The sequence below is a fragment of the Hyphomicrobium sp. genome (assembly GCF_019744875.1).
GTDB lineage: Bacteria > Pseudomonadota > Alphaproteobacteria > Rhizobiales > Hyphomicrobiaceae > Hyphomicrobium_C.
Genome location: NZ_JAIETU010000002.1, coordinates 1,276,632 through 1,297,436 on the forward strand (window position 1 = coordinate 1,276,632; position 20,805 = coordinate 1,297,436).

At 66.1% G+C, this 20,805-nt stretch carries 18 protein-coding genes; 11 read left to right on the plus strand and 7 right to left on the minus strand.

Annotation, left to right across the window (positions count from 1 at the left end; genetic code table 11):
• The first annotated feature begins 16 nt into the window (after positions 1-16).
• On the plus strand, positions 17-2,005 hold the full coding sequence (locus K2Y42_RS06045) for a hypothetical protein (RefSeq protein WP_291149734.1): 1,989 nt from the start codon (positions 17-19) through the stop codon (positions 2,003-2,005).
• Positions 2,006-2,101: 96 nt separating this feature from the next.
• On the opposite strand, the gene K2Y42_RS06050 is transcribed toward K2Y42_RS06045, so the two are convergent.
• The 3 genes from K2Y42_RS06050 to K2Y42_RS06060 form a co-directional block, all read right to left on the minus strand.
• Positions 2,102-2,302 (minus strand): hypothetical protein, encoded by a 201-nt coding sequence (locus K2Y42_RS06050; RefSeq protein ID WP_291149737.1) that lies wholly within the window; start codon positions 2,300-2,302, stop codon positions 2,102-2,104.
• A gap of 297 nt (positions 2,303-2,599) precedes the next feature.
• Positions 2,600-3,982: a glutamate--cysteine ligase gene (locus K2Y42_RS06055; RefSeq protein ID WP_291149740.1), complete on the minus strand. Its 1,383-nt coding sequence runs from the start codon at positions 3,980-3,982 to the stop codon at positions 2,600-2,602.
• A 167-nt stretch (positions 3,983-4,149) separates the two neighbouring features.
• Positions 4,150-4,506 carry a hypothetical protein gene (locus tag K2Y42_RS06060; RefSeq protein WP_291149743.1) on the minus strand — a complete coding sequence of 119 codons (357 nt, stop codon included), beginning with the start codon at positions 4,504-4,506 and terminating at the stop codon, positions 4,150-4,152.
• Positions 4,507-4,670: 164 nt separating this feature from the next.
• Between K2Y42_RS06060 and K2Y42_RS06065 the strand changes: the two genes are divergently transcribed.
• The gene (locus K2Y42_RS06065; protein WP_291149746.1) at positions 4,671-4,997 is read left to right on the plus strand and encodes a hypothetical protein; all 327 of its coding nucleotides are present in this window, start codon (positions 4,671-4,673) and stop codon (positions 4,995-4,997) included.
• Positions 4,998-5,026: 29 nt separating this feature from the next.
• Here K2Y42_RS06065 and K2Y42_RS06070 read toward each other — a convergent pair whose 3' ends face one another.
• The gene (locus K2Y42_RS06070; RefSeq protein WP_291149749.1) at positions 5,027-5,974 is read right to left on the minus strand and encodes a bifunctional riboflavin kinase/FAD synthetase; all 948 of its coding nucleotides are present in this window, start codon (positions 5,972-5,974) and stop codon (positions 5,027-5,029) included.
• Positions 5,975-6,021: 47 nt separating this feature from the next.
• Complete coding sequence (locus K2Y42_RS06075) at positions 6,022-6,456, minus strand: MaoC family dehydratase (protein WP_291149753.1); 435 nt, start codon at positions 6,454-6,456, stop codon at positions 6,022-6,024.
• Between the two features lie 250 nt (positions 6,457-6,706).
• On the opposite strand from K2Y42_RS06075, the gene K2Y42_RS06080 reads away from it, so the two are divergent.
• Positions 6,707-7,519: a cell cycle transcriptional regulator TrcR gene (locus K2Y42_RS06080; protein WP_291149761.1), complete on the plus strand. Its 813-nt coding sequence runs from the start codon at positions 6,707-6,709 to the stop codon at positions 7,517-7,519.
• 85 nt (positions 7,520-7,604) lie between these two features.
• On the opposite strand, the gene ubiA is transcribed toward K2Y42_RS06080, so the two are convergent.
• A complete protein-coding gene (gene ubiA, locus K2Y42_RS06085) occupies positions 7,605-8,582 on the minus strand; it encodes a 4-hydroxybenzoate octaprenyltransferase (RefSeq protein WP_291150210.1) in 978 nt (325 codons plus the stop codon).
• Positions 8,583-8,648: 66 nt separating this feature from the next.
• The gene (locus tag K2Y42_RS06090; RefSeq protein WP_291149764.1) at positions 8,649-10,304 is read right to left on the minus strand and encodes a hypothetical protein; all 1,656 of its coding nucleotides are present in this window, start codon (positions 10,302-10,304) and stop codon (positions 8,649-8,651) included.
• A gap of 201 nt (positions 10,305-10,505) precedes the next feature.
• On the opposite strand from K2Y42_RS06090, the gene K2Y42_RS06095 reads away from it, so the two are divergent.
• From K2Y42_RS06095 to K2Y42_RS06130, 8 genes are all read left to right on the plus strand, one after another.
• Positions 10,506-11,246, plus strand: a complete 741-nt coding sequence (locus K2Y42_RS06095; RefSeq protein WP_291149767.1) for a 16S rRNA (uracil(1498)-N(3))-methyltransferase — start codon at positions 10,506-10,508, stop codon at positions 11,244-11,246.
• 15 nt (positions 11,247-11,261) lie between these two features.
• Positions 11,262-11,867, plus strand: a complete 606-nt coding sequence (locus K2Y42_RS06100) for a glutathione S-transferase family protein (protein WP_291149769.1) — start codon at positions 11,262-11,264, stop codon at positions 11,865-11,867.
• 130 nt (positions 11,868-11,997) lie between these two features.
• Positions 11,998-15,048, plus strand: a complete 3,051-nt coding sequence (gene ileS / locus K2Y42_RS06105) for an isoleucine--tRNA ligase (RefSeq protein ID WP_291149772.1) — start codon at positions 11,998-12,000, stop codon at positions 15,046-15,048.
• Positions 15,045-15,596: a signal peptidase II gene (gene lspA, locus K2Y42_RS06110; RefSeq protein ID WP_291149776.1), complete on the plus strand. Its 552-nt coding sequence runs from the start codon at positions 15,045-15,047 to the stop codon at positions 15,594-15,596. Before ileS ends, lspA begins: the two co-directional genes overlap by 4 nt.
• 87 nt (positions 15,597-15,683) lie before the next feature.
• Positions 15,684-16,163: a hypothetical protein gene (locus K2Y42_RS06115; protein WP_291149779.1), complete on the plus strand. Its 480-nt coding sequence runs from the start codon at positions 15,684-15,686 to the stop codon at positions 16,161-16,163.
• Positions 16,164-16,371: 208 nt separating this feature from the next.
• Positions 16,372-17,766: a pitrilysin family protein gene (locus K2Y42_RS06120; protein WP_291149782.1), complete on the plus strand. Its 1,395-nt coding sequence runs from the start codon at positions 16,372-16,374 to the stop codon at positions 17,764-17,766.
• A 215-nt stretch (positions 17,767-17,981) separates the two neighbouring features.
• The gene (locus tag K2Y42_RS06125; protein ID WP_291149786.1) at positions 17,982-19,244 is read left to right on the plus strand and encodes a pitrilysin family protein; all 1,263 of its coding nucleotides are present in this window, start codon (positions 17,982-17,984) and stop codon (positions 19,242-19,244) included.
• A 194-nt stretch (positions 19,245-19,438) separates the two neighbouring features.
• Positions 19,439-20,797: a glucose-6-phosphate isomerase gene (locus K2Y42_RS06130; protein WP_291149789.1), complete on the plus strand. Its 1,359-nt coding sequence runs from the start codon at positions 19,439-19,441 to the stop codon at positions 20,795-20,797.
• Positions 20,798-20,805: the final 8 nt, after the last annotated feature.

The following is a 20,805-nucleotide window of genomic DNA, read 5'->3' on the forward strand; positions in this document are numbered from 1 at the left end:
TTTCAGGTGCAATCTCGTGAACAAGTCTGTCCGTACTCCCCAGCGCATCGGCGTCAAGGGAGCCATCATCGGTGCCGCGGTTCTTGCCGCCGTCTATGCAGCCACATCCTACCGCCCCGCAGCGGATCAGCCGGAGGCGCCCCTACCTGAGGCCGGACCGCAAGCCGCATCACCTGCGGTCGAGCCTTCCGCCCCGGCCGAGACGGCCGCTGCGGCGCCCCAAGCGGACGAGACCGGTTTCGACACCAGCCGGCTGCCGCGTACGGCAGGGGCGAGCCAGCTCTACGCGAGCCCGGCGACGACCATCTTCATCTCCCAGGACAGCGTCTCCAAGACGGCTGAAATCCTCGCGTCCGAACTCGGCAGGGCGGGATGGCAGCGCTACGAGGCGCCGTTCTCGGCCAAGGCCGAAACGCCCGACCAGGCCATCATGACGTTCAAGAAGGGCAAGCAGGGCCTCAACGCCTTCATCACCCTCGCGCCTGCGCAGGGCAACAAGACGAGCGTGCAGTACAGCGGCATTCCGTTCGAGAAGGACCTCCCGTTCCCGGCGGACGCGCGCGAGATTCTGTTCGATCCGTCGCGGCCGTATCTGAGCTGCTTTACGGATGTGCCCGTCGCCGAGACCATGCGTTTCCTCAACGGCGAGCTGATCGCGCGCGGCTGGGTGCCGTGGTCGACGAAGGACAAGGCGAAGAAGCTGGACGGCGCGATCCAGGACACCGATCACGGCCAGTTCTCGTACTTCGTGCAAGACGAGCGCACGGCGGTGATCGCGCTCGTGCAGCGTCAGAAGGACGGCCGCACGATTGCGAAGATCGAGCCGGTTCCGGCCGGCGTTCTCACCAAGTCGCAGGTGGCGGAGGAAGAACCCGCGCCCGCACCGGCAGCGCCCGAGCCGAGCGCGGCCCAGCGCGAGATGAATGACGCGTTCGACAAACTCGCGACCGACATCCTGAACCAGGCCCGCCAGGCGACAACCGACGCGATGAGCGGCATCGCCAAGGGCGGCGCACCCGCCCCGGCACGCGAAGCCGTGGCGGACGGCGCGCCGCTCGCTGCACTCCGCGACACCACCTCGCCCATTCCCCTGCCGGAGACGGCCGATAGCGTCGAACTCGACACGGACAGCGGCGCCGTGGATTTCAACGCGTCGTCGAGCGTGCGGGATCTGGCGCGCTTCTATCGCGCTGAAATGAAGTCCAAGGGCTGGCGCGAGCAGCCGACGGTGATCGACAAGGACACGATGGCCGCGCTGCGCTTCTCGAAGGGCGACGACGACATCTCGATCACCATCATGCAGATGGGCAAGTCGGCGAAAGTGAGCGCCACGGGGTCGGGCCTTGCTAAGGCGGCATCGTCGGCGCCGGCCGCTACGGTCGAGGCTAAGCCCGCCACGACTGCGGACCCTGAACTCACAGTGCAGGAGATCGCGGGCTTTCCCGTGCCGTCACCGAACTCCCTCAACGGCAGCGAGAAGTCGCTCTATCGTATCCAGGTGAATGCGCGGGTGGCCGCGAGCGTTGCCAGTGTGCTCAAGTTCTATCGCCGTGAGCTCGCCAAGCGCAGCGATTGGAAGGAAGCTGCGGGCGCCATCGTCGAGCCCGGCCGCGCACTCGTGAGCTACGACACGAGCGAAGGCCCTGCCCGGCTCACGATCACCGCGGACGGAGACGCGACCGTCGTGACGCTCGCGCTGCGCAAGCAGGCCCTGGCGTCCAAAGCCGGCATGCTGCCCAAGCCCGGCAACGTCAAGCTCATGCTCGGCAACATTCTCGATGCCGACGCCGAGGTCACGATCGGCAAGACGAAGGTGAAGATCCCGGCAGGGCGCGGCGCCAAGAAGCCGGACGGACCCACGCTCGAAGTGCCACCTGGCAAGCAAACCGTCTCGCTGGCGGTGCCCGGCAAGCCGGCACAAACCGAAGAGATCGACGTCGCGGCCGGCGACGTGTGGGGCCTGATGATCGGACCCGGCGGCGTGCTGGCGCTGCAGATGTACTGACGACAAGACGAGGATTGGCATCCCGGCTGGAAACAGCGGGGTCCAATCCTCTCGTCTTTTTTAGGTGATGCGCTTAGTGCGTTGCGCGGTACGCGCCTAGCGCGTTGCGCGGCAGCCCTGCAGGCAGCGCGTGACCTGCGCACCGCAGGTGGGGCTGTCCTTGGTGGCGCGACGGCAGGCGTTCTCCTGCGCATAGCACCGCTGGGCGCAATCGTTCGCCACCGAGACTTCGGGAAGCGCGGACGATGCAGCCGCCGCGCACAAGGCGGCGATGGCAAGGCTGAGTGTCCGGCTCACGAGGTCGATCTCCTTTTCTGTCGGCGGCTTTTGTCGTCCGGCTGCGGGCGCGTGATGCGGCCGCAATCCTATCAGCGAACGTGCAGGGAGCGGAGCGTCTTCCTCCGCGAGATATGGTTTATGCCGCTAACGATGAACGTGGCCTGAACCGAGAGTCAACTGCCCGGAACTGCCTGGAACCGCTCGTAAATCGGGTTCAAAGTGCACGGGTGACGCGGGGCGCCCGAGGGATAACTCCGCTGAGCGCCCGAATCGTTCCATCTGGTCCGCATTGTCCGGGGCCGCGCTCTCCGGGGCCTAGAATGCGAATTCTTCGAACACCTTGTCGATGCAGCCGTTCCAGGGCCCGTGGAACCGCTCGAGAAGCTCGTCGGCGACCGTCCGGCCCGTGCCGACGAGGCGTTCGAGCGGCGCCAGATAGATGGTCTCGTCCTGGCTCCTGGCGTTGATCTCGCGGCGGTTGCGCAGCCCGAGCCGGGAAATGCCCAGGGCCTCCATGGACAACTGCTGGACGGTCGTATCGCGGAACGGGGTGGCGAGTGCGGTGCGCGGCACGCCCTCGCGCAGCGCCTGCCGTTCCTCGGCCGTCCAGGTCTTGACGAGGTCCCACGCGGCGTCGAGCGCGACGCGGTCGTAGAGCAGGCCCACCCAGAACGCCGAGAGGGCGCAGATGCGCGTCCATCGGCCTCCGTCGGCACCGCGCATTTCGAGGAAGCGCTTGAGGCGCACTTCGGGAAACAGCGTCGTCAGGTGGTCGGACCAGTCGTCGAGGGTCGGCAGCTCGCCCGGCATGGCGGCCAGCTTGCCCTGCATGAAATCTCGGAACGAGGCGCCGGCGACGTCGATGTATCGGCCTTCGCGGTAGACGAAGTACATCGGCACATCGAGCGCGTAGTCGACATAGCGCTCGTAGCCCATGCCGTCCTCGAAGACGAAGGGGAGCATGCCTGTGCGGCGCGGGTCCGTTTCGCGCCAGACTTCGCTGCGCAGCGACCGCATGCCGTTGACGCGGCCTTCAGTGAACGGCGATGACGCAAACATCGCGGTTGCGATGGGCTGCAGCGCAAGACTGACCCGCAGCTTCTTGACCATGTCCGCTTCGTCGCCGAAGTCGAGGTTCACCTGGATGGTCGCAGTTCGATACATCATGTCGAGACCACGCTTGCCGACTTGCGGCATGTAGCGCGTCATGACCTTGTAGCGCTCCTTCGGCATGCGCGGCGTCTCGTCCAGCGTCCACTTGGGCGAAAAGCCGACGCCGAGAAAGCCGATGCCGAGGTCCTCGCCGACATCGAGCACCTCGCGCAGATGACCCTGCGTTTCATCCGCCGTGTCGTGCAGCGTGCGCACCGGCGCGCCGGACAGCTCGAACTGGCCGCCGGGCTCGAGGCTGATCGTGCCGCCCGGTTCGCCGTCCGGACGCTTCAGAGCGATGATGTTGTCGCCTTCGAGGATCGGCTGCCAGTCGTAGCGGACGATCATATGCTCCATGAGCGCGCGAATGCCGCGCGGCCCGGCATAGGGCACGGGCTCGAGGGTCTCGGTGTAGAAGACGAATTTCTCGTGCTCGGTGCCGATGCGCCAGGCGTCCTTCGGCTTTTCTCCGGCCGCGATCCAGCCGACAAGATCGGCGCGATTGCGCACGAGCGGGCTCTTGGCCCCGTCCTGACGGGTCGACATGCGTGGGCCTCTGGTCGTGCCGCAAATCTATTGGGGCGGGCGCTGCTCGGCAGGAGTTATGGCGAGAGGCGGGTGCGTTCACAAGGGGTGGCGCTGCTCCCCCCTCGCCAGTCGGATGCCAGACCGTGGTTGCCCGGCCACTCCTGGCAGGCCGGAGAGGCCATTCATCAGCGCAGACGCGGCCTCGGAAGGCAAGCCGCCACCCGGGTGAGATCGTCCGGTATGGTTTCCGAGGCAACGCACGCCTCCAGGCGGCGGATCATGACCGGCCGGAAGTTGCCGCGCAGGCAATCGACGAACAGGCGAATGCCGGTTGCCGAGCACTGGGAGACCTCGGCCATGATGACGTCCGGCGCGTCCGTGTCCGGCTTGTCGCGCCGGGAAAGGTCGATATTGGGCTCGATGACAATGGTTGGCCGGCCATGCCGGCGCGGGTCTCGCCCGCCGTCTCCGGGGTGCTCGGCGAGCGCCGGGAGGGCCGCGAGGAGAAGGATCGAAGCACCGAGATACGTTTTGGCTTGCATGGCCATCTTTGCGACACCGCCTGCGCGTGCCGGCCGATCGGATCCATCCGACGACGGTTCAGGCTCCGCGCCAGCTTGTGATGATAGGGAGGGATCGTAAACGAATCGCTCCGCGCCGGGACGTTCCCGCGGCGCGTGAGCCGGATCGGGATGGAGCAAGCCCCATGAAAAACGAGGCTATGATCGCGGGCGGCATTATCGTTGCCGGCATCGCCGCCGCCGCCTTCACGCTCGACGGCGAAACCGTGCCCAACAAGAAGCAGCCCGGCGGATCTGCCGCCTGCACCTATCACGCGGGCCCCATGGACTTCGATCTCATCAACGAGGGGTCAGATGCCGGCCAGCGCATCCTGCGATCGATCCTGGCGCTCGACCGGGCTTGCGAGTACGTGACGCTCGCTTATCCGGACGGCTCGCGGGAGATCATGAAGCTCGGCAAGGCCGGGCGGAAACCCGGCGACAAGGCGCCCGGCAGCATCCCGACGTTCTAGCGCACAGCACCTCGCGCCCGAGGGCCTGACTAGCGAGGGCCTGGCTGCGCCGCGTCCGCCGCGAGGATCTGGCGGGCCTTGGCGCAGTCCTCGTCCATCTGGCGCACCAGCTCGTCCATGCTCGCGAACTTGCGATCGTCGCGCACCTTGTCGATGAAGATGACTTCGATCTCGCGGCCGTAGATGTCGCCGTCGAAATCGAACAGGAAAACCTCGAGCACGGGGTGCCCGTCATCGAACGTCGGGCGCGTGCCGAGGTAGGCCGCGCCTTCGAGATGGCGGTCGCCCAGGTTCACGCGAACCGCGAAAATTCCATGCCCGAGCGCGGCTCCTTTCGGCAGGGCGATGTTGGCGGTTGGAAAGCCCATGCCGGTGCCGCGCTTGGCGCCGCCGATCACGGTGCCGCGCACGCTCCACGGCCGGCCCAGCGCCTCGGCCGCGCCGATGACGTCGCCTTCGGCAAGCATCAGGCGAACGCTTGTCGAGGAAAACGGCTCGCCGCGGTCGGAGACCGGCTCGACGACGGTGACGCCGAAACCGTGCTGAGCGCCTGCCTGCTTCAACGTTTCCGCCGATCCGGCGCGGCCTTTGCCGAAGAAAAAATGATAGCCGACGACAACGTGCGACACGGCGAGCGCGTCCACGAGGATGTCGTCCACGAACTTGTTGGCATCGAGGCTGGCGAGCGCTCCATCGAAGGGCAGCACGACGGCGACGTCCAGCCCGAGCCCCTCGAACAGGTCGAGCTTGGCGTCGAGCGGCGTCAGCTCGAAATGGAGGGCGTCAGGCTTGAAGAACTTGCGTGGATTGGGCTCGAACACGAGCACGCCCGCGGGACGCGAGAGGCGCCGCGCAGCCGCGACGGCCGCGCCGATCAGGGCCTGATGGCCGCGGTGGACGCCGTCGAAATTGCCCAACGCAAGTGCTGCGCCCTTGGCCTCGGGCGGGACGTCTCGATAGCCGCGGACGATGCGCATGACGCTCCCTTCGGCGCGCTCCCGGCTGGTGCCGCCGGGCGCTTCGCTCAGGCTGCCGGACGGGACGGGATCATGAGCTGCGCTTCGCCGGTGAGAACCGGCTTGCCGCCCACGGTGCAGACGGTTTCGAAACGCGCGCGCTTCTTCTCGGGAACGAGCTCGACCACCTTCACCGTCGTGACCACGGTGTCGCCGATCTTGACCGGCGCCTTGAATGCCAGGGTCTGCGAAATGTAGATGGCTCCGGGGCCGGGGAGCTTCATGCCGAAGACGGCGGAAATGTAGGCGGCCGATAGTATGCCGTGCGCAATGCGCTGCTTGAACATGGTCTTGGCCGCATAATCGGCATCGAGGTGGACAGGGTTGTGGTCTCCCGAGACGTCCGCAAACACCTGGATGTCGCGCTCGCTCACCGTGTTCGAAAGGGAAGCCTCCTGGCCGACCGTCAGGTCCTCGAAATAGATGGTGCTGGGGACTGTCATGGAGCGCTCTCTTTCCTGGCTGGCCTCGTTCGGAGGCCCTGGTCTCGCCTGCCTGGCCTCAATTCCGAGGCCTTGGTCTAGCGGCGTCGCCGCCCGGGCGCAACTCGGCGGGCCGCCCCGCCCGGAGGGGGCGGTCCCGACAAGTGTTGCGCTCAAGCCGCAATTTGCGGTATAAGCTGTGATCCCCCATTTCCATTCAATTGAAATGGTTTTCGCGGTTCGCCCCGCGGAAGCCCGGAGAAGAGCCGCCATGAGCGACCGTAAGCCCCTGATGCCTAAGGCGACCGCCGTTTGGCTGGTCGAGAACACCTCGCTGTCCTTCGACCAGATCGCCGAGTTCTGCGGACTGCACGTGCTCGAAGTTAAGGGCATTGCCGACGGAGACGTGGCGCAGGGCATCAAAGGCCATGATCCCGTGACGTCGAACCAGCTCACGCGCGACGAGATCGAGAAGGCGGAGAAGGATCCGTCCTACTCGCTTCGCATCGCCGAGCCCAAGGTCGTCATGCCGGAAGCGATCTCCAAGCGCGGCCCGCGCTATACGCCGGTGTCGCGCCGCCACGACCGCCCGAACGCGGTGCTCTGGCTTTTGCGCAACCACCCGGAGCTGAAGACCAGCCAGCTCATGCGCCTCGTCGGCACGACCAAGCCGACGATTGCCCAGATCAAGGACCGGACGCACTGGAACTCGCCGAACCTCGTGCCGCAGGATCCGGTGACGCTCGGGCTCTGCTCGCAGGTCGACCTCGACAACGAGGTGAAGCGCGCCGCACGCCGCATGGATCGCGAACGCCGCGAGGCCACGAAGGAAGCCATTCGGGCGGGCACGCTGCTGCCGACGGAAGAGACGACGGCTCCGGCCGACTACGACAGCGATAGCGACGATGATGACGGTGACGGCGACGGCGTGTTCCGTCCGACCGCCGAGATCGTGCAGCCGAGAGAGGCGCCCGAAGCGCGCGAAGAAACGCCCGCCGAGGAAGAGGCGCGCATGTTCGCCAAGCTCAAGGAAATGAAGGGCGCGCAGGACGAAGAGCCGTCCGACGAGGACGTCAAGCGCTGAGCGCCGAGAGAGCGGGCCGGCGCACTTGCTGAAGCCGGCTTAGACGCCGGCTGAGGCCGTCAGCTCAGTTCGTCAACAATGGCGGTCAGCTCAGGCCGGCCCACCACGACAGCAGCGTATCCGTGACGAGGGCGAGGAAGATCGCCGCGCCCACGTCGCGATTGGCACGGAAACGGCGCAGGCAATTGCCTGCGTCTTTCGTATCCAGGGTCGAGACCTGCCAGGCCATCTGCAGCCCGACGAGGGCAACGCCGAAGAAGAACACGAGATGGGTTCCAGCCAGGAAGCCCGCCGTGATCCAGAGCAGCAGCGCCACGACGTAGAAGCTTCCGATCCAGAACGGCGTATCGTCCCCGAACGTCAGTGCGGTGGACTTCAGGCCCAGCATCAGGTCGTCTTCGGTATCCTGGTGGGCGTAGATCGTGTCGTAGCCGATCGTCCACAGCACGGAGCCGGCGTAGAGCAGGATCGGCGGCCAGTCGAGCGAGCCTTTTACGGCGGCCCATCCCATTAGCGCGCCCCAATTGAAGGCGAGGCCGAGCACGGCCTGCGGCCAGTAGGTCAGCCGCTTCATGTAGGGGTAGATCGCGACCAGCCCGAGCGAGGCGATGCCGAGCAGGATCGTGAACAGGTTGAACCAGATCAGCACGCAAAAACCGATCAGCGCCAGCGCAACGGTGAACAGCAGCGCCGCCTCCGGCGTGACCTGCCCCGACGGAATGGGCCGGCTGGCCGTGCGCTGCACGCGGGCATCGAACTCACGGTCGACGTAGTCGTTGTAGGCGCAGCCCGCGCCGCGCATGACGACGGCGCCGACCGCGAACAGGAACAGCATCCACAGGTCGGGGTAGGGCTGGCCGTTCGAGACGGCCGCAAGCGTCAGCGACCACCAGCACGGAAACAGCAGCAGCCACGTTCCGATCGGGCGGTCCATGCGGGCGAGGCGCAGGTAGGGGCGCCAGGAAACAGGGGCGATCCGGTCGACCCAATTGCCGGCTTCGGCGTCGGCCACCGCCTTTGCGCCGTCATTGGGCTCCTGGCCCGGGCTCGCCGCGCTTGCCATCATTGCGTCGTCGTCCTCGATCTCGATTGCGCCGGGACGTTAGCCGCCACGGCGTTCGACGGCAACTCATGGCGGCGGACTTCGAGAGCCAGCCAGCAGGACCTCGACAACCTCGGCGGAAAACCGGCCGCGGCCGCCGCGAATGAGGACCCTCGTGTCGGATCCGCCCGGATCCGGCGCGGCGGGCGGAAGCCCGTGGGCCATCAGGGCCTCTGCGCAGCCCGCCCAGTCGCCTCCCTCGTGCGGCGCGTTCCACGACGCCCATGAGAGCGTACCGAGGACGTTGTCGCCGAAGGCGTGCTCCTCGGTCCACTGGGCGCCATGCTCCAGCAGAAAGCGGGTGAGAGGCGCATCGCCGCGCATGACCGCGTGGTTCAGCGCCGAGGCGTTCCAGTCGCCGCCGCGGACGCCGATCGGCCAGCCGAGGCTCACCATCAGGCGAACCGCATCATCGCCGGTTGGGCTGGCGGCAATTTCCGGCAGCAGCTTCAGATCCGGCTCGGTGAGCGCTGCGATCAGGCCCGGGTGCGCGGCGAGAAGGCTGCGCGCCGCCGGCTCATCGGCGCGCGTGCATGCGGCAATAAAGGCGTCCTCGGGCGTGAGATCGCTTTTGCCCCCCGCCGCCTCTCTCAGAAGGCGCGCGGCGTCGGGCAAGCCGAACTTGAGCGCGAGCAGCTCTGTGGTTTCGCCCCGCGGCGTCTTGGCCGATGGATCGGCTCCGGCGGCCAGCAGCGCCTCGATGTGCGCGAGGGACCTTCGGCGACGGATCGCCCACCCCAGCAGCGATCCCCAGTCCGACGTCGGCGGGCCGAGAGGCGGCTCGTTCGCATTGCCGCCGTGGGCCAGCAGCACACGCAGGGGCGCCACATCCTCAAGGTCGAGGGCGCGGTAGAGCGCGTTCGATCCCATGACGCGCGCACCCGCTTTCAGCAGCAGCTCGGTGCAGGCGGGATTATCGAGCGAATGGTAGAGCGACTCGCCGTCGTTCGGATTGGCGCCGTGGTCGAGGAAGAGCTGAGTGAGAACCGGATCGTGGTTCTGTCCCGCCGCGCCATAGAGCGCCGAGAGTGGATTGGACGGGTCGGCCGTCTCCACCGAAGCCATCCACCGGTTCGCTACGGCCTGGTTCGGATCGGCACCGGCTTCCAGCAGCAGACGCGCCGAGGCGTGCAGGCGGTCGCGGTAGGCGGGCAAACGCATCAGGCTCGAATGCGCGACGGCAACGAGCGGCGGGAGCGCGAGCGGACCGCCTGCGCGATTGACCCAGCCCGGATCACGCGCCGTTTCGCGTTTCAGCACCGCTTCGTCGCCGAGGGCGCAGGCGAGATACGGATCGCCCGTCACAAGCTCGGGGGTTTCCTCAATCAGCCGGACAGCGGCGGCAGGATGCGCGCGGTTCTCCCCGCCTGCGATGTCGCTCGCGTAGAGGAGCCGCCACAGGTTCAGGGTCGTCTCCGCCGCGTTCGCGCCGGCCATTGCATTGCGTGCTTCGACGAAGACTTTCAGCGCCGACCACGAGGGGAAGCCGTGCTCGCGCGCGATGCAGGATTGCGCATCGTGCAGGCGCAGCGCGGTGTTGGCGAGATTGCCGGCGGCGACGGCCGGAAGGGCTTGGCGGAACCGCTCAAGCGCTTCGGGGGCACCCTGGCGGGATCGGGCGAGCAGGTCTTTGGCCTGCTTCTTCAGTTGGCCAAGATCGGGGCGTGCGGGAAGCCGCTTCATAAATACCTCCGTGCATGAAGCGCCGACGATCCGCAAAACGGCTGCACAAAGGTTGAAGACTGATCATGTGCCGAAGCAAGTGGGCTCTGCCCTTCCCGCGGATCCGGATGCGGCTTGCAACCGCGCCAAGAATGCTAGGTGAAGAGCCAACCTCCGTCAACGCGTGTTGGATCTCGATGGCCTTTCGGATATGGAAGCCGCATGGCGATCCATGATTTCACTTCGCAGCGGCTGTACGTTGCTCACCCGCTGGCGGGCGGCGCGCGGGTGACGTGCACGCCCGAGCAGGCGAGCTATCTGCGCACCGTGCTGCGCCTCGGCGACGGCGCCGACCTCCTGATCTTCAACGGCCGCGACGGCGAATGGCGCGCGCGCCTGGAAGCATCCGGCAAACGCGGGGCCGTGCTCGACGTGCAGGAGCTCGTGCGCGAGCAGACCGGCGGCCCGGATATCGATTACATCTTCGCGCCGCTCAAGCGCTCGCGGCTCGACTACATGGTTCAGAAGGCCACCGAACTCGGCGTCGCGCGCATCGTGCCCGTGATCACGCGGCATACGATTGCCGAGCGCGTCAATCTCGACCGCATGCGCGCAAACGTCGTCGAGGCTGCGGAGCAATGCGGCGTGCTTCGCGTTCCTGACGTCGCCGAGCCGGTCAAGCTCGCGGCGCTGCTGGCGCAGTGGCCTTTTGGCCGCCGTCTGATCTTTTGCGACGAAGCGGCCGCGCAGCAAAGCCCGGTGGCGACGCTTGCCGATCTCAAACCCGGCCCGGTGGCCGTGCTGATCGGACCCGAGGGCGGCTTTTCGCCCGATGAGCGGGAGATGATCCTCGCCCATCCCGAGGCCATCGCATTGTCGCTTGGGCCGCGCATCATGCGCGCGGATACAGCGGCCGTCGCTGCGCTTGCCCTCGTGAACGCCGTGCTCGGCGACTGGCACTAACCGAGAGGACACCCGATGCTGACGCTCTATCACAACCCGCAGTCGCGCTCGACGACCGTCCACCTGATGCTGCACGAGCTCGGCGAGCCGTTCGAGATCGTGCCCATCGATCTCAAGGCGGGCGAGCACAAGTTGCCCGAATTCCTGAAGATCAATCCGATGGGCAAGATCCCGGTGCTGCGCGACGGCGACGTGATCGTCACCGAGACGCCGGCGATCCTCGTCTACCTGGCTGACAAGTATCCGAAGGCCGGTCTGGCGCCCGCCATCGACGCCCCGGATCGCGGCACCTTTCTCCGTTGGATGTTTTTCTACGGAAGCTGCGTCGAGCCGGCCAGCATCGACATTGCCGTCAAACGCGAGACACCGCCGACGTTCGCCGGCTGGGGCACGCCCGAAAACGTCTTCGATACGCTCTCGGCCGGGCTTAAGCCGGGACCGTGGCTGCTCGGCGCGCGCTTCTCGGCGGCGGACGTCATGGTGGGCTCGGGCCTCGCTTACATGCTCGGGTTCGGCGTCCTTCCGCCGCGGCCGGAGTTCGTCGACTACGTGGCGCGGCTCGAAGCCCGTCCGGCTCGCATCGCCGCAAAGGCGGCGGATGCGGCACGCCTTGCCGGCTAAGCCGGGCAGCCTTGGGGCCGGGCTTTTGGGGGGCGGGCTTTGCGTCTCGCCCCGCAGGTTGGTAGAACGCCTGCAAATCGGGGCGGCGCCGAATTCTGGGCCGCCCCTCCTGACATGAAAGACTGCGAAAATGGCTAAGGGAAACGGCGTGGCCGATCAGGGCGTCAAAGGCGGCGAGGGCGCGGGTGAGCGCGACTGGAGCCAAACGCTCAATCTGCCCCAAACCGACTTTCCGATGCGCGCCGGGCTCCCCGAGCTCGAGCCGAAGCTGCTCGAGAAGTGGAAGGCGCGCGATCTCTACCGCGAGCTGCGTGAGGCCTCCAAGGGGCGACCGAAGTTCGTGCTGCACGACGGCCCACCCTACGCCAACGGCAACATCCACATCGGGCATGCGCTGAACAAGATCCTCAAGGATCTCGTGGTCAAGAGCCAGCAGATGCTCGGCTTCGATTCCAACTATGTGCCGGGCTGGGACTGCCACGGCCTTCCCATCGAATGGAAGATCGAGGAGCAGTATCGCGCCAAGGGGAAGGAGAAACCGAACTTCTCCGATCCGGCCGCGATCAATGCGTTCCGCGACGAGTGCCGGGCGTTCGCCGCCAAGTGGGTGGACGTGCAGCGCGAGGAGTTCCAGCGGCTCGGCGTGATCGGCGACTGGGGGCACCCCTATCTGACGATGAGCTTTCCAGCGGAAGCGACCATCGCGCGCGAGCTGATGAAGTTCGCCGCCAATGGGCTGCTCTATCGCGGCTCGAAGCCGGTCATGTGGAGCGTGGTCGAGAAGACGGCGCTGGCGGAAGCCGAGGTCGAGTATCACGACTATCAGTCGGACGCGGTGTGGGTGAAGTTCGAGGTATGGGGCCCTCAAGCGGCGGAAGAACATCTCTTGGTAGGGGCGAATGTTGTCATTTGGACCACGACACCTTGGACTTTGCCTGGAAACCGCGCGATCTCTTTTTCCTCAAAGATCGATTACGCAGTTTACGTCGTAGATGACGCCCCTGACGGAAATTGGCTTACGCCAGGCACTGAACTTATCCTCGCTGACAAGCGAGCAGCAGAGGTCATGGCAGCTGCAAAAGTGTCGAAGTACACGCGACTAAAGAGTGTACCCAACGACCTGCTCGCCACGCTCGTGTGCGTGCATCCACTTCGCCACCTCGGTTACGAATTTCCGGTGCCCCTCCTCGATGGCGATCACGTCACCGACGACACGGGCACGGGCTTCGTGCACACGGCGCCGGGGCACGGCGCGGACGACTACATCATCTGGATCGCGAACCAGAAGGCGCTGCGCGACCGCGCCATCGACACCACGATCCCGTTCACGGTCGATGCGGACGGCGTGCTGACGAAGGAAGCCCCAGGCTTCACGGGAAAACGCGTCCTGAAAGAGAACGGCGACAAGGGCGACGCCAACGACGCCGTCATCAAAGCCCTGAGCGAGGCCGGCAACATCATCGCGCGCGGCCGCCTCAAGCATCAGTATCCGCACTCGTGGCGCTCGAAGAAGCCGATCATCTTCCGCAATACGCCGCAGTGGTTCATCGCCATGGACAAGCCCTTCGCAGGCAGCGCCGACCGCTCGCTGCGCACTGTCGCGCTCGACGAAATCCGCGCCACCGAGTGGGTGCCGGAGACGGGCGAGAACCGCATCAACGGCATGATCGCGAACCGGCCCGACTGGGTCGTCTCGCGCCAGCGCGCCTGGGGCGTACCGATCAGCGTGTTCGTGGCCAAGCGCGATCATGACGCCTTCATCGAAGGCGACATCCTGCGCGACGAAGACGTGAACGACGCCATTGCCGAGGCCTTCGCCAAGGAAGGCGCGGACGCATGGTTTGCAGCCGGCGCCGCCGAGCGCTTCCTCAGGCCGAAGTACGATCCGGCGAACTGGGAGCAGGTGCGCGACGTGCTCGACGTGTGGTTCGATTCCGGATCGACGCATGCGTTCACGCTCGAAGACCCGGAGCAGTTCCCCGGTCTCGCGGGCATCCAGCGCAAACCGCATGATGGGGTCCTGCCGGAGGCGGGCAAGCAATATGATCGCGTGATGTATCTCGAAGGCTCGGACCAGCACCGCGGCTGGTTCCATTCCTCGCTGCTCGAAAGCTGCGGCACGCGCGGGCGCGCGCCCTACGACGTGGTGCTGACGCACGGCTTCATCCTCGACGAAAAGGGGGATGAGAAGATGAGCAAATCGAAGGGCAACGTACTTTCCCCGCAGGACGTCATGAAGACGTCCGGCGCCGACATCCTGCGCTTCTGGGTGGCCTCCGCCGACACGACGAACGACATCCGCTTCGGACCCGCCATCGTGCAGTCCGCCGCCGAATCCTATCGCAAGCTGCGCAACTCGCTGCGCTGGATGCTCGGCGCGCTGCACTACTTCTCGCCGGACCTGCAGGTGCCGAAGGCCGAGCTGCCGGAGCTGGAACGGCTGATGCTGCATCGCCTTTCGGAACTCGACGCGGAGGTGCGCGCCGCTTACGCCGCCTACGACTATCGCGGCGTGGTGGCGGCGCTGCTGCCGTTCATGAACACGGACCTCTCGGCGTTCTATTTCGATATCCGCAAGGACACGCTTTACTGCGAAGCCCATTCGAGCGTGAAGCGGCGCGGGGCGCTGACCGTCATCGACCAGATCTTCGGCTGCGTGACGTCGTGGCTGGCGCCCATTCTTTCCTTCACGGCCGAGGAGGCGTGGGGACATCGCTACGGCGAAGCCCGCAGTGTGCATCTCGAAACGTTCCCCGAGGTGCCGGCCGCGTGGCGTGACGATGCGCTCGCCACGAAGTGGGAGCGCGTGCGCGATGTGCGCCGCGTGGTGACGGGCGCGCTTGAGATCGAACGGGCGGCAAAGCGGATCGGATCGAGCCTCGAAGCCGCACCCGAGGTCTACATCACGGATCCTCAGACGCTCACCCTCGTCGCCAGCCTCGATCTCGCGGAGATCTCCCTCACGAGCGGCGCCACCGTGACGGCCACGGCGGCTCCCGAGGACGCCTTCACGTTGCCGGACGTGCCGGGCGTGGGCGTCATCGTTCGGCGCGCGGAAGGGCGCAAGTGCGCGCGCTCGTGGCGCGTAACCCAGGACGTGGGCTCGGATCCGGACTTCCCCGATCTCTCGGCCCGCGACGCGGCGGCGGTGCGCGAGCGTGACGCCATGGTGTCCGCATGAGCACCGCCGACGAAGACCGCAGCGGCGGACGCAGCCGTCTCTCGCGCTGGTTCTGGGGACCTCACGCCGCGCTCGCCCTGAAAGTGGCCGCGGCGGTGTTCTTGATCGACCAGGCGCACAAGTGGTGGATGCTGCTCATCTACCGGATCGCCGAAAAGGGGCGCGTCGAGATCACGCCGTTCCTCGACCTGGTCTTCGTGAAAAACACCGGCATCAGCTATTCGATGCTCGACCAATCCGGACAGGGTTGGCAGAATGTTCTTGCTTTGTTTGCGGTTGTGGCGTCGCTCGCCCTGTGGGTCTGGCTGTCGGTGGCGGGAACGGGCCGCCTGATGGCCATCGCGCTCGGCCTGATCATCGGCGGGGCCATCGGAAACGGGCTCGACCGGCTCCTGATCGGCGGGGTTGCAGACTTCTTCTCGCTGCACGCATTTGGTTACTACTGGTATGTCTTCAACATCGCAGATGTGGCCATTGTTGCCGGTGTAGTGGCCCTCCTGTATGACTCGATCGTGGGGAGTCGCAATGACGCCGCAAACCCGATGTAGCCCGGGTGTGCAAGGGGCGAGACTCAATCGCTAAAAAACTCAATCGGTTACAGACACAATCGGTTACAGACGGGGCTTGCGATCGACATGGCCAAAAGCTTGACCAGCCGCCGGCATCGCGCACGCATCGCGTTGCTCGCAGCCGTTCCGTTTTCGGTCGTCCTGGCGGGCTGCTCCGCCGACGACGTCGAGCTTAACGGCAAGATCTTCGATGCCGTGGGCCTCAACACCGCTAGCGTAAAGTCCGCCGAACCCAAGATGGCCGAGCGCGCGCCGCTCGTCATGCCTCCTAACCCGGAGCGCGTTCCTGAACCGGGCCTGCCGCCCGAGGTTGCGGCAAACGAAGTCGCCGCGCTCAAGGATCCCGACAAGGTCGCGAAGGTGTCGAAGCTGGAGCTTGAGCGCCAGCAGGCGGAGTACTGCAAGGTCAACTACGAGCAGGCGAAGGCGCGCGGCGACAACGATGCCGATCTCGCCGCCGGTCCGCTCGGACCGTGCCGCGGCTCGGTGCTTTCGGCGATCAAGACCTTCACGGGCACCGAGAACAGCGACGACAGCGAAGAGTAACTCGCGCTGGCACTGCCGCCCCCTCATTTCATATTTTATTGCAACGACTTAGCGTGCGCGAACGCTTGCCAAATCACAGCGACATGAACGCGTTGTCATTTGACATAACCGGCCTGAATGACGAGATCTGCTGCAGTCGCTTAACCTGGCCGTGCCGTCGGCGCCGGACGTCCAGATTGACCCGCGATCTCTCGCCACCGAGGATCATATGATGAACTTCCCGGGCGTTCTGCGCCTTCTCACGTGGACACTCACCCTCATGCTCGCCATCTCGCCCTCCCAAGCGCAGCCCCGCACTAGCGAGTTCAAGCTCGCCAACGGTCTTCAGGTCGTCGTGATCCCCGATCATCGCGCCCCCGTCGTCACGCATATGATCTGGTACAAGGTCGGCGCGGCCGACGAGCCCAAGGGCGTGTCGGGCATCGCGCATTTCCTCGAGCATCTGATGTTCAAGTCGACGGAGAAGATCCCGATCGGCGAGTTCTCGAAGATCGTCGCGCGTCTCGGCGGACAGGACAACGCCTTCACCGGCCACGACGTGACCAGCTATTTCCAGCGCATCGCCAAGGAGCGCCTCGAAACGGTGATGGAGATGGAGGCTGACCGCATGGTCAACCTGCGCCTCACCGAGAAGGAAGTGCTGACGGAGCGGGACGTCATCCTCGAAGAGCGGCGCAGCCGCATCGAGAACAATCCCGCCGCGATCATGGACGAGCAGATGAACGCGACGCTCTACTACTCGCATCCCTACGGCATCCCGGTCATCGGCTGGGAGCATGAGATGGCTAAACTTTCGCCGCACGACGCGCTGACGTTCTACAAGCACTTCTACGCCCCCAACAACGCCGTGCTGATCGTTGCCGGCGACGTGACGGCCGAAGAGGTGCGCGCGCTCGCCGAGAAGACCTACGGCGCGGTGCCTTCCAACCCTGCCGTCGACAAGTCGCGCAACCGGCCGTCCGATCCGCCGCAGCGCGCGGCGCGCCGCGTCGAGTATTCCGATCCGCGCGCGGGCAAGGCCTCGTTTCATCGCGACTACGTCGTGCCCAGCTACATGACCGCCAAGCCGGGCGAAGCCGAAGCGCTCGACCTGCTCATGAAGATCGCGGCCGACGGCGCAACGAGCCGCCTCTACAAGCGCCTCGTCGTGGAAGAGAAGATCGCCTCGTCCGCTGGCGGCAGCTACCAGGGCTCGAGCCTCGACTACGGCACGATCAATCTCTACGCCATCGCGGCTAATGCCGGCGACCTGCCCAAGGTCGAAGCGTCGATCGACAAGGTGCTCGGCGAGTTGCGCGACAACGGCGTGACGGAAGCCGAGCTCAAGCGGGCGCGGTCGAGCTACATCGCCGACTACATCTATGAAAACGACGATCAGGCTTCGCTCGCGCGCCGCTACGGCTGGGGCCTCGCGGTCGGCCGCACGGTGGCGCAGATCGAAGGCTGGCCGGATGCGCTGTCGAAGGTCACGGTCGACGACATCAAGCGGGCCGCCGCGACCTACCTCGATGTGCGCCGCTCGGTGACCGGATACCTCACGCCTTCGGCCGAGAACGACGCCGCGCGCGCGCCTGAACTGCCGGCTCCGAAAAGCCGTTCCTGATGCCTTTGTCGGTCTTGCCGGATCGGGGCAGCCGCCTCGCTCCGGCTCGCCGCACCGGACGCCCTCGTCGCAAGGACCAGTCGTTTATGGATAAGCTCCGCTCCGCCTGTCTGGATCAGCTCCGCTTCGGCGTGCGTGTTGCCCGTTCCGGCGCCGCGATCTTGCCGGTTCTTGCGCTCGCCCTTTGTCTCTCCTTCACCAGGCCCGCACACGCGATGAAAATCCAAGAAATCAAAAGCCCCGGCGGCATCGAAGCGTGGCTCGTCGAAGCCCATGAAAATCCGCTGCTCGCTCTCAAGTTCTCCTTCGAAGGCGGCAACGCGCAGGATCCGGCCGGCAAGGACGGCGTCGCAAACTTCCTGACGGCGATGCTCGACGAGGGCGCCGGCGACCTCACGTCATCGGATTTCCAGGAGCAGATGGAAACGCTGGCGATGCGCATGTCCTATGAGGACAGCCGCGACGCGTTCTACGGCAACTTCGAAACGCTGACGCAGAACCGCGACGAAGCTGTGAAGCTTCTCAAGCTCGCGATCACGAAGCCGCGCTTCGACGCGGACGCCGTGGAGCGCATCCGCAGTCAGCTGCTCGCCAATCTCGTCTACGCCGACCGCAGCCCGGACAAGGTCGCGGCCCGGGAGTGGTTCGCAACTGCCTTCGCGGGGCATGTCTATGCGCGCCCCTCGCAGGGCACGGAAGCCACAGTCGGTGCCATCACGAGCGCGGACCTCGAAGCGTTCCGCAAGCGCACCTTCGCGCGCAGCAACCTCAAGGTCGTGGCTGTCGGCGACATCTCTCCCGAGCAGCTCGGAAAGCTGCTCGACGACGTGTTCGGCGACCTGCCGGCGAACCCGGACCTCGTACCCGTGCCGATGACGACGCCGGTCGCGGGCACCGAGAAGCGCATCACGATGGACGTGCCGCAGTCCGTCGCCGTGTTCGGCCTGCCCGCGATGGCGCGCAAGGATCCGGATTTCATGCCCGCGTTCGTCATCAACCATCTCGTCGGCGGCGGCGGGTTCGCCTCGCGGCTGATGGAAGAGGTGCGCGAGCGCCGCGGCCTCGCCTATTCGGTCTACAGCTATCTGCAGCCCTTCAGGCACACGTCCATCCTGATGGGCAGCGTGGCGACGCGGGCGGACGCCATCAACCAGTCGCTCGACGTGATCCGTGCAGAGCTGAAGCAGGTCGCCGAGGAAGGCCCGAAGCCCGAAGAGTTCGAGAACGCGAAGAAGTACCTGATCGGCTCGTATGCGCTGCGGTTCGATACGAACGCCAAGATCGCGAGCCAGCTCCTCGGCCTGCTCGAAGATGATTTCGGCCCCGAGTACATCGAGAACCGCAACAAGATGATCGAGGCAATCACGCTCGACGACGCCAAGCGCGTTGCCAAGCGCCTGCTCGCGCCCGAGAACCTGATCATCACGATCGTGGGCCAGCCCGCCACCGCCGCGGCAGCTAGCGACAAGAAGGGCTGACGCTTAACACACCCCGGTGGCGTCCGCGCCGCCGGGGTCTCGACGTGCCTTCTGTCGCGCGCAACAAATTTCCTAGCTCTCCTCCCCTTGGCCACGCGCTCTCGCTTGGCGCGTCTCCGGAAAACGGCTAATCCCTCCGGAAACCAACCGTCCGTCTCGCCGGTTCGTGGGACGCCCCGCCATCCCGGAACGCCATGACCAAATCCTCTTCGCCTGCCTCCTCCGCTCCATATCGCCAGTCGATTGCCGGATGCCTGTCCGGCGCCATCGGCGCGCACGGGCTCAGCGAAAGCGAGCTTGGCCGCTGGCTCGAAAAATGCGCGCCCGCGCTGCACGACCTCAAGGCGGACCATGCGAGCGGGCGGCTGCCACTGTTGAAGATCGCCGAAGAGACCGCCGACATCGATGAGGCCGACGCGGCGCTGACGCGCCTGCTCGAAGGTGGCAATGCCGTCGTGTTTTTCGGCACGGGCGGCTCCGGGCTCGGCGGGCAGACGCTGGCGCAGCTCGCGGGCTGGAACCTGCCCGGCGTGTCGTGCTGCTCCGATCTGCGCCACCCGCGGCCGCAAACTCGCTTCTACGACAATCTCGATCCGCTGACGCTCGCGGCGGGCCTCAACCGGCTGGATCTCGCAAAGACGCGTTTCGTCGTGACGTCGAAGTCGGGCGGCACCACGGAAACGCTGGCGCAGCTTCTGACGACGCTCGCAGCGGTGAAAGCCGCAGGCCTCGAAAGCCAGATCCCGAAGATGTTCCTCGGCATCACCGAACCCGAAGTTGCCGGCAAAACGAACGGCCTGCGCGCGCTGCTGGCGAGCCTCGGCGTTCCCATGATTCCTCACCACACCGGCATCGGCGGGCGCTTCTCGTGCCTCACCAACGTCGGGCTGATGCCGGCGATGGCGCGCGGGCTCGACGTGCGCAAGATCCGCGCGGGCGCGCAGGAGGTGATCGACAGCCTCGTTTCCTCATCCTTCCCGGCCGCGTTCGCGCCCGCCATCGGCGCGGCGACGGCCGTCGGCCTTTCCAAGGAGCGCGGCATCCGCACGCTCGTGATGATGCCGTACAACGACCGCCTCGGGCGCTTTTCTGAGTGGTACGTCCAGCTTTGGGCCGAGAGCCTGGGCAAGGGCGGCGAAGGCACGACGCCGGTTCCGGCGCTCGGACCGCTCGATCAGCACAGCCAGTTGCAACTGTTCATGGACGGCCCGCGCGAGATCGCGGTGACGCTCGTGCGCGTGGCGAGCGCCGGCGAAGGCCCCGTGCTTGACGCCGAGATGGCCAAGACGGCCGGCCAGGGCTTCCTGGGCGGCAGGACCATCGGCGACGTCGTCGATGCGCAGGCTCACGCCATCGCGGACGCGCTCACACAGGCGGGCCGCCCGGTCCGCACGTTCGATCTCGCGGCTCTGGACGAGCGCACGATGGGTGCGCTGCTCATGCATTTCATGATCGAGACGATCCTGGCCGGACGGCTGCTTGAGCTCGATCCCTTCGACCAGCCCGCCGTGGAGCTGGCCAAGACGCTCACGCGCGAGCGGCTGGCGCGCTAACCACGTTC